The organism is Mesorhizobium sp. WSM4844, from assembly GCF_055811775.1.
The window spans coordinates 1-13,515 of the sequence record NZ_JBVVQB010000055.1; the positions used below are offsets into that span (position 1 = coordinate 1).

The 13,515-nt window shown below is 64.0% G+C and carries 14 protein-coding genes; 8 read left to right on the forward strand and 6 right to left on the reverse strand.

The window, feature by feature from the left end:
- Nucleotides 1–128: 128 nt before the first annotated feature.
- The 4 genes from AC0L2A_RS29230 to AC0L2A_RS29245 form a co-directional block, all read right to left on the reverse strand.
- Nucleotides 129–770 carry a D-glycero-alpha-D-manno-heptose-1,7-bisphosphate 7-phosphatase gene (locus AC0L2A_RS29230; protein ID WP_473611740.1) on the reverse strand — a complete coding sequence of 214 codons (642 nt, stop codon included), beginning with the start codon at nucleotides 768–770 and terminating at the stop codon, nucleotides 129–131.
- Nucleotides 763–1,335, reverse strand: a complete 573-nt coding sequence (locus AC0L2A_RS29235; protein WP_473611741.1) for a D-sedoheptulose-7-phosphate isomerase — start codon at nucleotides 1,333–1,335, stop codon at nucleotides 763–765. Before AC0L2A_RS29235 ends, AC0L2A_RS29230 begins: the two co-directional genes overlap by 8 nt.
- 7 nt (nucleotides 1,336–1,342) lie before the next feature.
- Nucleotides 1,343–2,833 (reverse strand): D-glycero-beta-D-manno-heptose-7-phosphate kinase, encoded by a 1,491-nt coding sequence (rfaE1, locus tag AC0L2A_RS29240; protein ID WP_473611743.1) that lies wholly within the window; start codon nucleotides 2,831–2,833, stop codon nucleotides 1,343–1,345.
- A gap of 151 nt (nucleotides 2,834–2,984) precedes the next feature.
- Complete coding sequence (locus AC0L2A_RS29245; RefSeq protein WP_473611744.1) at nucleotides 2,985–3,620, reverse strand: LysE family translocator; 636 nt, start codon at nucleotides 3,618–3,620, stop codon at nucleotides 2,985–2,987.
- A gap of 166 nt (nucleotides 3,621–3,786) precedes the next feature.
- Between AC0L2A_RS29245 and rfaD the strand changes: the two genes are divergently transcribed.
- Genes rfaD through waaC form a run of 3 tightly spaced genes read left to right on the forward strand, consistent with a single transcriptional unit; the run spans nucleotide 3,787 to nucleotide 6,688 of the window.
- A complete protein-coding gene (gene rfaD / locus AC0L2A_RS29250) occupies nucleotides 3,787–4,737 on the forward strand; it encodes an ADP-glyceromanno-heptose 6-epimerase (RefSeq protein ID WP_473522719.1) in 951 nt (316 codons plus the stop codon).
- On the forward strand, nucleotides 4,710–5,717 hold the full coding sequence (gene waaF / locus AC0L2A_RS29255; protein ID WP_473611745.1) for a lipopolysaccharide heptosyltransferase II: 1,008 nt from the start codon (nucleotides 4,710–4,712) through the stop codon (nucleotides 5,715–5,717). Before rfaD ends, waaF begins: the two co-directional genes overlap by 28 nt.
- Entirely contained in the window at nucleotides 5,714–6,688 is a 975-nt protein-coding gene (gene waaC / locus AC0L2A_RS29260) for a lipopolysaccharide heptosyltransferase I (RefSeq protein ID WP_473611747.1), read from the forward strand. Before waaF ends, waaC begins: the two co-directional genes overlap by 4 nt.
- 137 nt (nucleotides 6,689–6,825) lie before the next feature.
- Here waaC and greA read toward each other — a convergent pair whose 3' ends face one another.
- Both greA and AC0L2A_RS29270 read right to left on the reverse strand, forming a co-directional pair.
- Nucleotides 6,826–7,299, reverse strand: coding sequence for a transcription elongation factor GreA (gene greA / locus AC0L2A_RS29265; protein WP_023799806.1), 474 nt, complete (start codon nucleotides 7,297–7,299; stop codon nucleotides 6,826–6,828).
- A 285-nt stretch (nucleotides 7,300–7,584) separates the two neighbouring features.
- The gene (locus AC0L2A_RS29270) at nucleotides 7,585–8,124 is read right to left on the reverse strand and encodes a tetratricopeptide repeat protein (RefSeq protein ID WP_419694369.1); all 540 of its coding nucleotides are present in this window, start codon (nucleotides 8,122–8,124) and stop codon (nucleotides 7,585–7,587) included.
- A gap of 197 nt (nucleotides 8,125–8,321) precedes the next feature.
- On the opposite strand from AC0L2A_RS29270, the gene AC0L2A_RS29275 reads away from it, so the two are divergent.
- The 5 genes from AC0L2A_RS29275 to AC0L2A_RS29295 all read left to right on the forward strand — a co-directional run bounded on the left by AC0L2A_RS29275 (nucleotide 8,322) and on the right by AC0L2A_RS29295 (nucleotide 13,457).
- Nucleotides 8,322–8,747, forward strand: a complete 426-nt coding sequence (locus AC0L2A_RS29275) for a DUF3775 domain-containing protein (protein WP_023799808.1) — start codon at nucleotides 8,322–8,324, stop codon at nucleotides 8,745–8,747.
- 150 nt (nucleotides 8,748–8,897) lie between these two features.
- A complete protein-coding gene (locus AC0L2A_RS29280) occupies nucleotides 8,898–9,806 on the forward strand; it encodes an extensin-like domain-containing protein (RefSeq protein ID WP_473611786.1) in 909 nt (302 codons plus the stop codon).
- Nucleotides 9,807–9,998: 192 nt separating this feature from the next.
- Nucleotides 9,999–10,814 carry an extensin-like domain-containing protein gene (locus AC0L2A_RS29285; RefSeq protein WP_473611748.1) on the forward strand — a complete coding sequence of 272 codons (816 nt, stop codon included), beginning with the start codon at nucleotides 9,999–10,001 and terminating at the stop codon, nucleotides 10,812–10,814.
- 398 nt (nucleotides 10,815–11,212) lie between these two features.
- Complete coding sequence (locus AC0L2A_RS29290; RefSeq protein ID WP_473611750.1) at nucleotides 11,213–11,920, forward strand: LssY C-terminal domain-containing protein; 708 nt, start codon at nucleotides 11,213–11,215, stop codon at nucleotides 11,918–11,920.
- Nucleotides 11,921–12,146: 226 nt separating this feature from the next.
- The gene (locus AC0L2A_RS29295) at nucleotides 12,147–13,457 is read left to right on the forward strand and encodes a hemolysin family protein (protein WP_473611751.1); all 1,311 of its coding nucleotides are present in this window, start codon (nucleotides 12,147–12,149) and stop codon (nucleotides 13,455–13,457) included.
- The last annotated feature ends 58 nt before the right edge of the window (nucleotides 13,458–13,515 follow it).

Consider the following 13,515-nt stretch of genomic DNA (forward strand, 5'->3'; position numbering starts at 1 on the left):
AATTGGCGTCGAGGCTGCGGCAGTCCCCTTCTCCCCGTCACTATACGGGGAGAAGGTGCCGGCAGGCGGATGAGGGGCGGCGCCGAGACCGGCAATTGGCCTGAAGCGACTACCCTGACCTGGACGGATTAAGGCCAAAGCGCCTCGACCGCCGCCAGCAGCACGCTCAGGTCGCTGTGGTCGCGCAGCGGCAGAACCGAAAATCCTCGCTCGCTGGACGCGTCGCCGTCGATCAGCCAGCCGCGCGACAGGCCGGCGCGTCGCCCCGCCTCCATGTCGGCCGGCTTGTCGCCGACGATGAGTGAACGCTGGAGATCGAGGCGGAGGCGCCCGGCGGCCTCGATCAGCATGCCCGGATTGGGCTTGCGCATCGGATGCTCGGCAATGGCAAGCGGCCCACTGCCTGCCTTGTGATACGCGCAGGCAAGCACCATGTCCACGAACGCGCCCTGATCGCGCAGCAGTTCCAAAACCCGGCCGTTCACGTTGGCGAAAACACTCCAGTCAAAATACCCGCGCGCGATGCCGGACTGGTTGGTCACCACGACGACAGGGATTCCGGCCCGGTTGGCGGCAGCGATCACTGGCGCGATATCTTCGCGCAGCACGATGTCAGCCGGATCGCTGGGGTAGTCGGTGTCGACATTTATGGTGCCGTCGCGGTCGAGGAACAGCGCCGGCATACGCTCGGGAAAAACCTTATCGCCGATCCTCTCCACCCACAGACCCGGCTCCACCAGCGGGTGCGGATTCACCGCCCTGTCAGCCATCACAGAGGCGCGCTTCGACCATTTCGCACAGATGATGATAGAGACACAGATGCCCCTGCTGGATGATCGGCGTCGAGGTCGAGGGCACGTTGAGCAGGATATCGGAGAGCGGCTTGAGCTTGCCGCCGCTGTCGCCGGTCAGGCTGATCACCGTCATGTCCATCATGCGCGCCTGTTCGGCGGCGGCGAGGATGCTGGGCGAGTTGCCGCTGGTCGAGATGGCGAGCAGCACGGCGCCCGCGGCACCATGCGCCTCGACCTGGCGTGAAAACACCGTGTCGAACCCGTAATCATTGCCCCAGGCGGTCAGCACCGCCGCATTGGCCGGCAGCGCGATGACGTTGTAGGCCTTGCGCTCCTTCAGGAAGCGGCCGACCAGTTCGCCGGCGATGTGAATGGCGTCGCTGGCCGAGCCGCCATTGCCGCAGATCAGCAGCGCCTTGCCCTGCGAAAGCGCGGCGACGACGGCGGCAACCGCCCGCTCCATCTCGCTGGTGAGGTCGCGCTCGACCATCGCGGTGATCGCGGCCGCCGAGCGGACCAGATAGTCGTTCAGTGCGGACATGAAAACCTCAGTTTGTGCTGCCGGCGCGCAACTTGCCGATGGTGCCGGTGGTGCTCTTGCCGGCGACGAGATCGACCAGCACGACGCGGCCGCCCGCCTTTTGCACGATTTCGGCGCCGACCACCTGATCGATCGTATAGTCGGCGCCCTTGACCAGTATGTCGGGCTTCAGCGCCTCGATCAGCGCGAGCGGCGTGTCGTCCTCGAAGACGACGACGGCATCGACCGAGGCAAGCGCCGCCAGCACGCAGGCCCGGTCATGCTCGTCGTTGACCGGGCGCCCTGGCCCCTTCAGCCGGCGCACCGAGGCATCGCTGTTGAGGCCGAGCACCAGCCGGTCGCACTGGCTGCGCGCCGCGTGCAAAAGGCTGACATGGCCGGCATGAAGGATATCGAAGCAGCCATTGGTGAAGCCGACGCTCAGGCCTTCGTCCTTCCACGTCGCCACCAGCCGTGCGGCGGCAGTGGCATCGAGAATTGCATCCTTGTGGGCAACCGGTCCATGCGAGCGAAACAGCGCGCCGGTGAGTTCCTCGACCGTCAGCCGTGCGGTGCCGCGTTTTCCCACCACCACGCCAGCCGCCGCGTTGGCGATGGCCGCGGCAATGACGCGGTCGGCGCCCGCAGCCAGAGCCAACGCAAACGTAGCGATGACCGTGTCGCCGGCGCCGGAAACGTCGAACACCTCCCGCGCCTGCGTGGAAATGTGGCGGGCATCGTCGGCATCGACGACGCTCATGCCTTTTTCGCTGCGCGTCGCGACGACGAACTCGAAGCCATGTGCCGAGATCAGCTCACGCGCCGCGGCGACGATCTCGTCATCGGCAAACACCGCGCGTCCGACCGCCTCGCCAAGTTCCTTGCGATTGGGCGTGATCGCCGACGCCCCGGAGTAGCAAGCATAGTCGCGACCCTTGGGATCGACCAGCACCGGCTTTCCCGCCTCGCGGCAGATCGAGATCAGCTCGCCGGCGACGCCGTCGAGCAACATGCCCTTGCCGTAGTCGGACAGGATGACGATGTCGGCTTGCGCGAGCCCGGCGCGGAAAAGCCGGATCAGCGTCGCCCGCTCGGCGTCGCGTAGCGGCTTGATTTCCTCTTCGTCGAAGCGCAGCACCTGCTGGTTGAGCGCGCTGAAACGGCTTTTCGACGAGGTCATCCGGTTGGCGTCCTGCGCGAGACCGCCGGTGTCGACGCCAAGCTCGGTAAGCATGCGCATGAGATTGTCGCCGGCCGGATCGGCGCCGATCACCGAAACCGGTATTGCGGCAGCGCCGAGCGAGACGATGTTGGCGACGACATTGCCGGCGCCGCCCATTGCCGAGGTTTCGCCACGCCCGCGCAGCACCGGAATTGGCGCTTCCGGCGAAATCCGCTCGATGACGCCGTTGACGAAACGGTCGAGGATGAAGTCGCCGACCACCAGCACGGTGATGTTGCCGAACCGCGAGATGGCGCGGTGAAGCGGTTCGGAAGAAGGCAGGTATTGCTCGCTCATGTCATCTTCGACGTGCAATGAGAGCCGGTCCCGATGCTGTGAAAACGCTGGACTGGCAGGGCTGGTCGTTCATGGCGAAGCCGATATACCGCAATTCGGCTCAGCGCAACGGCAGGCACCGAACGGCCCACAGCCAAAGCCGGTCGACGGATCAGCTTTTCTGCAAAGCCACATGGACACCCAATCCGACGAGCACCGCACCGCCCGCACGCCGCATCAGGCGTTGCGCGTGGCTCGAGCGTCGCAGCCTGGTGATCAGCGCACCCGCCAGCACCACGCACATGACATCCGCCGAGGAGAACATCAGATTGACGATCGTCCTGAGGACGAGGAATTGCAGCCAGACGGGAAACGTCGCCGATGCGTCGATGAATTGCGGCAGGAACGCCATGAAGAAGATTGCAGTTTTTGGATTGAGCACCTCGACGGTGATGCTCTCGAAAAAGGCGCGGCGGGCGGATTTCGGCTCGATGCCTGAGATGATAACAGCATCGTCTTGCGCCCTGGCGCGGAACAGCGACACACCCAGCCAGATCAGATAGAGCGCGCCGGCCAGCTTGACCGCCATGTAGAGCGTCGGCACGGCATGGAAAAGCACGGACAGTCCTGCAGCGGCAGCGACGACGTGCACATAGCCGCCAAGATGGATACCCAACGCCGCCGTCAGGCCGGACCAGCGGCCGCGCGCCATGGTTTGCGCAGCAGCGTAAAGCATCGCCGGACCGGGGATGTAGGCAAAGATCGCCGTGGTGGCGAAAAAGGCGATAAGCAGTTCGGTCGACGGCATTACCCTTGCTCCTGTCGTGCTTCGCCGGTGGATCGCCGACTGAAGCGAAAGCTGTGCGGCGGCACTGAGGTCTGCAGCCAACCGCCGGATTGCGACCTGCTTTATCGACAGCCCCGCAAGCCTCCCCTATAAGGGCCGGAATTGGCACAAGATACCAGAGGCTTTCATGATCATCGTCACGGGCGGCGCCGGCATGATCGGCTCAAACATAGTCGCCGCGCTCAATGCCGAAGGGATCAGCGACATTCTCGTCGTCGACGACCTGACCGACGGCCACAAGATCGCCAATCTCGCCGACCTGCAGATCGCCGATTATCTCGACAAGGACGATTTCCTGCCGCGGATGGAGGCCGGGGACCTTGGCCGCATCGAGGCCGTCTTCCACCAGGGCGCCTGCTCGACCACCACCGAGTGGAACGGCAAGTTCATGATGGAGGTGAACTACGCCTATTCGAAGCGGCTGCTGCATGCCTGCCTGGCGCTGCGGCTGCCTTTCCTCTATGCCTCCTCGGCTTCCGTCTATGGCGGCGGCGCCGAGTTTCGCGAGGAGCCGGACTGCGAGCGCCCGCTCAATGTCTATGCCTATTCGAAGAAGCTGTTCGACGACTATGTCCGCCGCACCGTCTTCGAAACCGACCATTCGCCGGTGGCAGGCCTGCGCTACTTCAACGTCTATGGTCCGCGCGAGGCGCACAAGGGCGCCATGGCCTCGGTCGCCTACCATCTGTTCAACCAGGTCGAGCAAGGCCACAACCCAAAACTGTTCGGCGCCTATGACGGTTTCGGACCCGGCGAGCAGAGCCGCGATTTCATCCATGTCGGCGACGTTGCCGATATCAATCTGTGGTTGTGGAAACGCGGCTCAAGCGGCATCTTCAACTGCGGCACCGGCCGAGCCCAACCGTTCCGCGCCATTGCCGAAACGGTGATCGGCGCGCTCGGCAAAGGCGAGATCGAGTTCATCGACTTCCCAGACCATCTCAAGGGCAGCTACCAGAGTTTTACGCAGGCTGATATGTCCCGGTTGCGCGCCGCCGGTTACAATGGTCAGTTTCGCACAGTGGAAACCGGCGTCAGAGACTATGTCGAATGGCTGAAAGCCCAACGATCCTCGTGATCGGCCCACGCTGGGTGGGCGACATGGTGATGGCGCAGTGCCTGTTCTCGGCGCTGAGAGAGCTTCACCCGGACGCCGCGATCGACGTGCTGGCGCCGGCATGGGCGGCGCCACTGGTCAAGCGGATGCCCGAAATACGCCGGCAGGTCGATCTGCCGCTGAAATCCGGAGCGCTGGAATTCCGCATGCGAAGGCGCGTCGGCCGCCTGCTGCGCGGCCACTACGACATCGCCTATGTCATGCCTGGAAGCTGGAAGTCGGCGCTGGTCCCGTTCTTTGCCCGCATTCCGCGCCGTGTCGGCTACCTCAAGGAAATGCGCTACGGGCTGCTGACCGATGTCGTAGCCTTGCCCGACGATGTGAAACGGCGCACGGCGCAGGCTTATTTCGGCCTCGCGCAAGGCGGCACGTTCCATGCTCCCAAGCTCGCTGTCGACACGAAAAACCAGGCGGCATTGCTGGGCCGCTTCGGGCTGGAGGCGAAAAAATTCGTCGCGCTGATGCCCGGCGCCGAGTTCGGGCCGGCCAAACGCTGGCCGAGCGACCACTATGCCGGCCTTGCCCGCGACATGATGGAAAAAGGTTTTGCGGTCGCGCTGTTCGGATCGAAGAACGACGCTGAGGTGACGGCGGAAATCGCCACGCTTGCACCTGATGTTGTCGACCTCGCCGGCCAGACGCGGCTGGAGGACGCCATCGACCTGATCGCCGCGGCCAGGCTTGCGGTGTCGAACGACAGTGGGCTGATGCATGTCGCCGCCGCGGTCGGCACGCCGATCGTGGCCGTCTACGGCTCGACCTCGCCGCACAATACGCCGCCGCTCGCCGAGCAGCGCGAACTGGTCTGGCTCGGCCTGTCCTGTTCGCCCTGCCACCGGAAAATCTGCCCGCTCGGCCACCTCAACTGCCTGAACACGCTTGAGGTGGCACAGGTCGCGGCGGCGGCGGAACGGCTGCTGGAAATGCCGGCCGCCGCATGAGGGTGCTCATCGTCAAGACATCTTCGATGGGTGACGTCATCCACAGCTTTCCAGCCGTCGAGGATGCGCGCCGCAACCGGCCGGACGTGTCGTTCGACTGGTGTGTGGAAGAGGCTTTTGCCGGCATCGTGGCGCTGCATCCGGCGATCGCGACCATCCACACCGTGGCGATCCGGCGCTGGCGCACAAGCCCGCTCGGCCGCGGCACATGGCGCGAGGCAGCGGGACTGCGCCGCGCCTTGCGGGATCGCCGCTACGATCTCGTCATCGACGCGCAAGGATTGCTGAAGTCGGCGGTGGTGGCGAAACAGGCCGCGGCGCCGATCGCCGGCTTCGACAAGTCGAGCGCTCGCGAGCCTTCGGCGACCGTGTTCTACGACCGCCGCTACGCTGTGCCGCGCGACCTGCACGCCATCGAACGCACAAGGCGGCTGTTCGGGCTGGCGCTCGGCTATGAACCGGACTTTTCCAGGCTCGACTCCGGCATCGTGCCGCCGGCCGTCGGGTCGACCTTTGTCGGCGGAAAAACCGCCTTCCTGCTGCACGGCACCAGCCGCGAGGACAAGAAATGGCCGGTCGGCGACTGGATCGAGATTGCCCGGCTTCTCGTCGAAAGAGGAATGACGCCGGTCACCACCTGGTCGAACGACAGGGAACAGGCGGTTGCCGAGGCGATCGCCCAAGCCGTTCCACAGACCGTGCTGGTGCCGAAATCACCGCTTGCCGAGATCGCCGCGATCATCGGCCGGTCGGTGCTGGTCATCGGCGCCGATACCGGCCTTACCCACCTCGCCAGTGCCTTCGGCCTGCCGACCGTCGCGGTGTTTGTGACGACTGAACCCGGCCTGACCGGCCCGCGCGGGCCGTTCTCGTCAACGCTGCTGGCCGCGCCCGGCGCTCGTGTCGCGCCGATAGAGGTGATAGCGGAAGCTGAGAAGCTGCTTGCGCTCAAATCGCAGGCCGCGACATAGGACCTTTTCAGAATTCGCTCTGGCGAGTCGAATAGCGTGGTTTTCGAGAACCGGAGCGGAGCGTACTAAAGTACGTGAGCACCGGAAGCGCAGAAAACCGCGCTAGTCGGCCGCCAGAGTAGAATTATCAAAAGGTCCTAAATGAACTGCACCTGGACGATCTCATAGCCCCGCGCGCCGCCTGGCGCGTTGACCTCGATGGCATCGCCGACTTCCTTGCCGATCAGCGCCCGCGCGATCGGTGAGGAGATCGAGATGCGGCCTGACTTCACGTCCGCTTCCTGGTCGCCGACGATCTGGTAGGTCTTCTTCTCTTCCGTGTCCTCGTCGACCAGCACCACGGTCGCGCCGAACTTGACCTTTTCGCCGCTGAGCTTGGTGATGTCGATCACTTCGGCGCGGGCGATAAAATCCTCGAGCTCGTTGACGCGGCCTTCATTGAGACTCTGCGCCTCTTTCGCCGCGTGGTATTCCGCGTTTTCAGAGAGATCGCCGTGCGAGCGCGCTTCGGAGATTGCTTCGATGATGCGCGGCCGCTCTTCCTGCTGGCGCCAGCGCAGTTCTTCCTTCAATGACGCGAACCCCTCGCCTGTCATCGGGACCTTGTTCATAATGCCTGACCTTTCCTGCCGCCGCCCCCGCATTCCGGGAGCGACCTTGTCGATGGGTACAAAAAGAAAACGGTCCGGCAGCCTCGGGCTAACGGAACCGTGTCACCGCAATTTCCTCCAATATAGCAATCTTCGCGGGTTTTTCACGCCAAAAAATCGGTTTTGAAAAATTCGCCCGCCATTTGCGGAAATGCCGTCATGGCAGCCCGGCTGGCCGAGCGAGCGGCAATAAAAACCGGCTGCGATTGCTCACAGCCGGTGGTGAGGAAAAGTTCGGGCTTCTATTCAGCTCTTCATGAAACGGTCTATCTGCTCGGACAGCATGCCGTATTCACGAGATCCCTTGCCGATGCGTTTCTCGATCTCGCGGAGCTGTTCCCGGGCGCCGGCGAGATCGCCGATCTGCAGATGCGCCTCGCCGAGATATTCGCGTACCAGCGTGTAATCAGGATCGATGCGCAGCGCTTCCTCATAATAGCCGAGACCGACGGTGACGCGTCCGGAATGGCGGTGCGAGTAGCCGAGGTAGTTGAGGATGCGAGGGTCTTTCTTGTCCGCAGCCAGGCTGAGCACGGCAATCGCCTCGTCATAACGTCCGGCCATCGCCAGCGCGCGGCCGGCTTCATAGATGTTGTCGTCGTCCAGCATGCCGTGCTTGGGCGCGACGCACTTCTTCAGCTTCTTGTCCCAGACCTTGCCTTTCTTGCACTGTGTCGTCTGGCTGCCATCGCCACCGCCTCCACCTTCACCGGCCGAAAACGCCGGAACAGCAAACAGCGGCAGGGCGGCAACCGCCAGAACCTGGATCAGCAATCGTCTGCGCATCGAACTCTCCTTGAAGCATGACAATGCAAGACTAACGCCGGGCAAAAGCCGTTTCATCCCGGAAAAAAGTCACGGCCAGTGAAAGCCTTTTCAACGGCCCGCGCCAGTCGGAAAATGGAAGCGCCGAACAAAACGTGACGAGCGCTGCAAATCCGCTATCATCCAGCAAACGCCAACGGAGTATGCGGAGACGGCCAGTGCAGCGGCGCCTTGAAAAAGAATGGGAGCTTTCGATCGGTCCCGACACGGTGCGCCTGTTCATCCTCAAGGCGAAGGCGTTGAGCGCCGCCGTCAACGAAGACTATGCCGATGGCGCCGAGCACGAGGTAGAACTCGATAGCGAGGCGCATGACAACCATCATCATGACGGTCTCGTCGAGGAACGTTCCGAGGACCTCACCGAAGAAGAGCTGCGCGAACTGATCAACGACCTCAATGTCGACGAGGCGGCCGAACTCGTAGCACTCGCCTGGGTTGGCCGCGGCGACTATGACGCCTCGGAATGGGCGGACGCGCTGACGGCCGCGCGCGAGCGCGCCAACAAGCGCACGGCGAAATATCTGCTCGGCATGCCGCTGTTGGCCGACTGGCTGGAGGAAGGGCTGGAAGCGATCGGTGCGTAACACCGCGGTCACCGTTTGTGATCGGCCAATGCCCTCGTTCAGGCAACTTCCGCATTCGTCCGCCGTTAAGGGCGAATGGCGGTGGTGACCTCTCCTACATCGATCAGAATGGCCGGATTGATCAGATTGGCGCTGCCTTTGGCAGCGGCGATGCTGTCGGCAGGAGCGGCCCTGGCCCAAGCTCCGGAACTGCCCGATAGCGTACCCGTCCCGGAGCTCAATCAGTCGCAATCAGCGCAAGAAGCCGCGCCTGCCGACGTGCCGATCCCCGAGCCGCGCCCTGGGGATGCGCCAAAGCCTGATCAACCCGCGACCGACAAAATGGACCAGCAGAAGTCGGACCAGCATCAGCAAGCCCGGCCGCAGCCACCGGCAGTCGCTCCGACGCCGACCGAAAAGCCCGCCGAGGCAGAACCACCGACCGCCGCGCCAAAACCACCGGAGAAGCCGGCGCAGGCGCCGGAGAAAAAAATCCCTCCCGACCCGCGCTCGGCCGCTGTGCCGCAGGAAGAAATGCCGGACGAGGAACTGGCCTGCCGCAGGCGGCTGAAGTCGATGGGCGTCGATTTCGAGGAACGCAAAGCCGAGCACGATGCGGCGGTCGGCTGCTCTGTCCCCTATCCGATCGCTCTGAAGACGCTGGGCAAGTCATTGGATATCAACCCCGAATCCGAGTTGAACTGCCAGATGGCCGAGGCCGCCGTGCGCTTCGCCGCCGATATCGTCCAGCCGGCGGCCAAGGCCGAGCTCGGCGCCGAACTCAAGTCGGTCGGCCAGGCATCCGCCTTCGTCTGCCGCCACCGCAATGGCGGCGGGAAATTGTCGGAGCACGCCTTCGGCAACGCGCTCGACATCGCCAGCTTCACGCTTTCGGACGGCAGGAGGATCGACATCCGCCCGGCGCCGCCGGAAAAGGAGGCGAAATTCCTGAACGCAGTACGCAAGGCAGCCTGCGGACCGTTCAAGACCGTGCTTGGCCCGGGCAGCGATGCCGATCATTCGCTGCATCTCCATCTCGATCTTGCACCGCGCCGCAACGGCGGCACCTTCTGCCAGTGATATGGTTGCGGACCGACGCGCCGCAATTTGGCCGCAGCCGTAAACGCAGCCGCTGATTTTTCCTTTACTGTTGGCGGGTAAGCTCCGTTTCATCTGATCATGACCCCGAAAAGTGGGATCCGGTTTTCGGAAAAAGATCATGATCAAACGATGACATGGAGCCTGATCGGCTCGGGGACCGGGAACCTGCCAATGGCCGGGATATTTCGCGCCGCGTCTGTAGCCGTGCGGCAAGTGAGACGCGCGCGCATGATTGCCGGCGGGCTTGCCATCTCAGCGGTCTCGGCCTGCACCACCGGCAGCGTGCTTTCCCTGGAACCGGCCGTCGATGTCGGCAGCCAGACATCAGCTGTCCCAGAATACGCTGGCCAGAAATACGCTGGAATGCAGCGCCTCGTCCCGTCCAACCCCTACATGACCGCCGCCTATCCGCGCATGGACGAGCCGATGGCGCCGACCGAACAGATGCCGGCCAGCGAGGTCGAGTGCCGCAAGGATTTGAAGCGCCTGGGCGTCGTCTACAGCGACCTTGCGCCGATCCGCGAAGGCCAGTGCGGCATCGACTACCCGGTCAAGATCTCGGCCATCGGCCGCATCGGGATGAAGCCGGCTGCGACGCTGACCTGCGACATGGCCACCACCTTCGCCGGCTGGGCCAGGAATGAACTGGTCCCGTCCGCCCGCTGGCGCTATTTCTCCGGCGTCAGGACCATTCGCCAGGGCTCGAGCTATTCCTGCCGCAGGATCGCCGGCGAAGGCACGCTGTCGGAGCACGGCAAGGGCAACGCGCTCGACGTCATGAGCATCGAGCTTAGCAATGGCAAGGAGATCGACGTGCGCAAGCCCGGCCTGTTCGCCTTCCGCACCCGCGGCTTCCTCAACACTGTGCGCGCCGACGGCTGCCAGTATTTCACCACCGTGCTCGGTCCCGGCTACAATTACGACCACCGCAACCATTTCCATTTCGACATCAAGAACCGCAAGAACGGCTACCGCGCCTGCCGCTAGACGGCAGTTTTCCAGCGCAGACCCGAGAATCCTGCTGTTACCTGCTGTGCGGGATCTTTCGCAACGCTGGAGGGACAGTACCCCCCTCTGTCCTGCCGGACATCTCCCCCGCAAGGGGGGAGATTGGATGCCGCGAATGCTTTCGCCAATCTCCGACCTTGAAAAAGAGGCGCCGAGGCGGAAGCTGCCGATCTCCCCCCTTGCGGGGGAGATGTCCGGCAGGACAGAGGGGGGTGCGAAGGAACTCGACGGAGGGTGCTCGGTTCTGCGTCGCCGCGCCTTGCGAGGGTGTCATGGTCATGGATCCTCGGGTCTTCGCAATGTCGCTTCGCTCCTCCGCCCGAGAATGACAAAGGCGTGGTAAGCTCTGCCAAGTAGACTGGGCGTTTAGCTTTCGCATGAGCCGACGAAGCCTTCGACGACGCGCAACGATCTGGCTGGTGGCGTTCTGTGCCGGCTATCTCGTGCTCGCCTATTTCGCCGCGCCGGAATTCTGGACCCTGCGCGACCGCAATTTCCGCACGCAGCGCTTCGAGATGGTGACGCACACGCCGCAAGGCATCGCCGGCGATCCAATCAATGTCGGCCTCGTCGGCACCAAAAAAGAGCTGGTCCATGCCTTCGCCGTCGCCGGATGGGACACGGCCGACGCCCTCACGCTGGAGACCGCGGTCGAGATCGGCGAAAGCGTGCTGTTCGATCGGCCCTATCCCGACGCGCCGGTCAGCCGGCTGCTGTTCGAAGGCCGTGCACAGGATCTGGCCTTCGAGAAGCCGGTCGGCGACAGTGCCGACCGGCGTCATCATGTCCGCTTCTGGCAGACCGATGCGACGGGAGACGATGGCCGGCCGCTCTGGCTGGGTGCGGCAAGCTTCGATCGCGGCGTCGGCCTCAGCCACGACACCGGCCAGATCACCCACCATATCGGTCCCGACATCGACGCCGAGCGCGACTTCCTGATCCGCGACCTGTCTGCCGCAGGCATGCTGATCTCGACCAGCGAGATATCGGGCATCGGTGCGACAAAGACCGGGCGCAATGGCGGCGGCGATCCCTATTTCACCGATGGCAAGGCGGTGGTTGGCCTGCTGCGGCAGCTGCCGTAGGCACAAGACGAAGAGACGGTCCTGTCGGACTGTCTCCTCGAAGACATCGTCGTGCACGCCATCTGGCCGGTGACGCGTCGCCTGACGCCAAAAGTCCGCGTCGACGCCCTGATCGAGCATTTTTCGTCGCCGCCATGGGATGCCGCATGAGATGGTTGCGCCTGCCGGCATGAAAAATGACGGCCGTCTATTTTCGAAGACCGCGCCGCAATGCTATTGACCCCGCATGCTTTACGCTGAAATCGCTATCGTGGTCGTCCTCATCTGCGTGAACGGCCTTTTGGCAATGTCCGAGCTTGCCATCGTCTCGTCACGGCCGGCCCGCCTCAAGGCGATGATCGACCGCAACGTCACCGGCGCCGGACGCGCCTTGGCGCTCGGCTCCAATCCAGGCAAATTCCTGTCGTCGGTGCAGATCGGCATCACCCTGGTCGGTGTTTTGTCCGGCGCCTTTTCCGGCGCCACGCTTGGCGAGCGGCTGTCCGTATTCCTGGCATCGACCGGCATCCGCGAAAGCCTTGCCGACCCGATCGGCGTCGGCATCGTCGTCGCCCTCATCACCTACTTCTCGCTGATAATCGGCGAACTGGTGCCCAAGCAGATCGCGCTGCGCGATCCCGAAGGCGTCGCCTCCAGGGTTGCTCCGGCGATGACCATCCTCGCCACCGTCTCGGCGCCGCTGGTCTTCCTGCTCGACATTTCAGGCCGCGCCATGCTGTGGCTGCTTGGCCAACGCGGTGAAAGCGAGGAGAAGGTCACCGACGAGGAGATCAAGATGCTGGTCGCCGAGGCCGAGCATCACGGCACCATCGAATCCGACGAGCGGCGCATGATCGCCGGCGTCATGCGGCTCGGCGACCGCGCCGTCCGCGCGGTGATGACGCCGCGCACCGAGGTCGACTGGATCAACCTGCAGTCCGACGACGCGACGACCCGCAAACTCTTGATGGAAACCCAGCATTCGCGCCTGCCAGCCGGCGATGGCGGCGTCGACGCCATGATCGGCGTCGTCCAGACCCGCGACGTGCTGGCCGCGATGCTCGGCGGTCGCGCGCTCGACCCGCGCCGGCACGTGCGCACCGCTCCCATCGTCCATGACCAGGCCGACGCGCTGGATGTCCTTTCGACGCTGAAGGAATCCAACGTGCCGATGGCGCTGGTCCATGACGAATACGGCCATTTCGAAGGCATCGTCACCCCGGCTGACATACTGGAAGCCATTACCGGCGTGTTCCGGGCGGACCTCGACGCCGGCGACGAGGAAAACGCCGTCAAGCGTGACGACGGCTCATGGCTGCTCGCCGGCTACATGCAGGCCGACGAGATGGCGGACGTTCTCGGCATCGACCTGCCCGAGAACCGCGACTACGAGACTGTCGCCGGTTATGTGCTCGCGCACCTGCACCATCTGCCGACGACCGGCGAATGCGTCGATGCGCAGGGCTGGCGCTTCGAGGTCGTAGACCTCGACGGCCGCCGCATCGACAAGCTCATCGCCACCCGCCTGCCCGGCGGCCATCGCGAAATCGTGCGGTAGCAGTCAACGCGATGGGTAGGCAAAGTCGGTCCTGGATCGCGGAAGGGCATAGTGGATT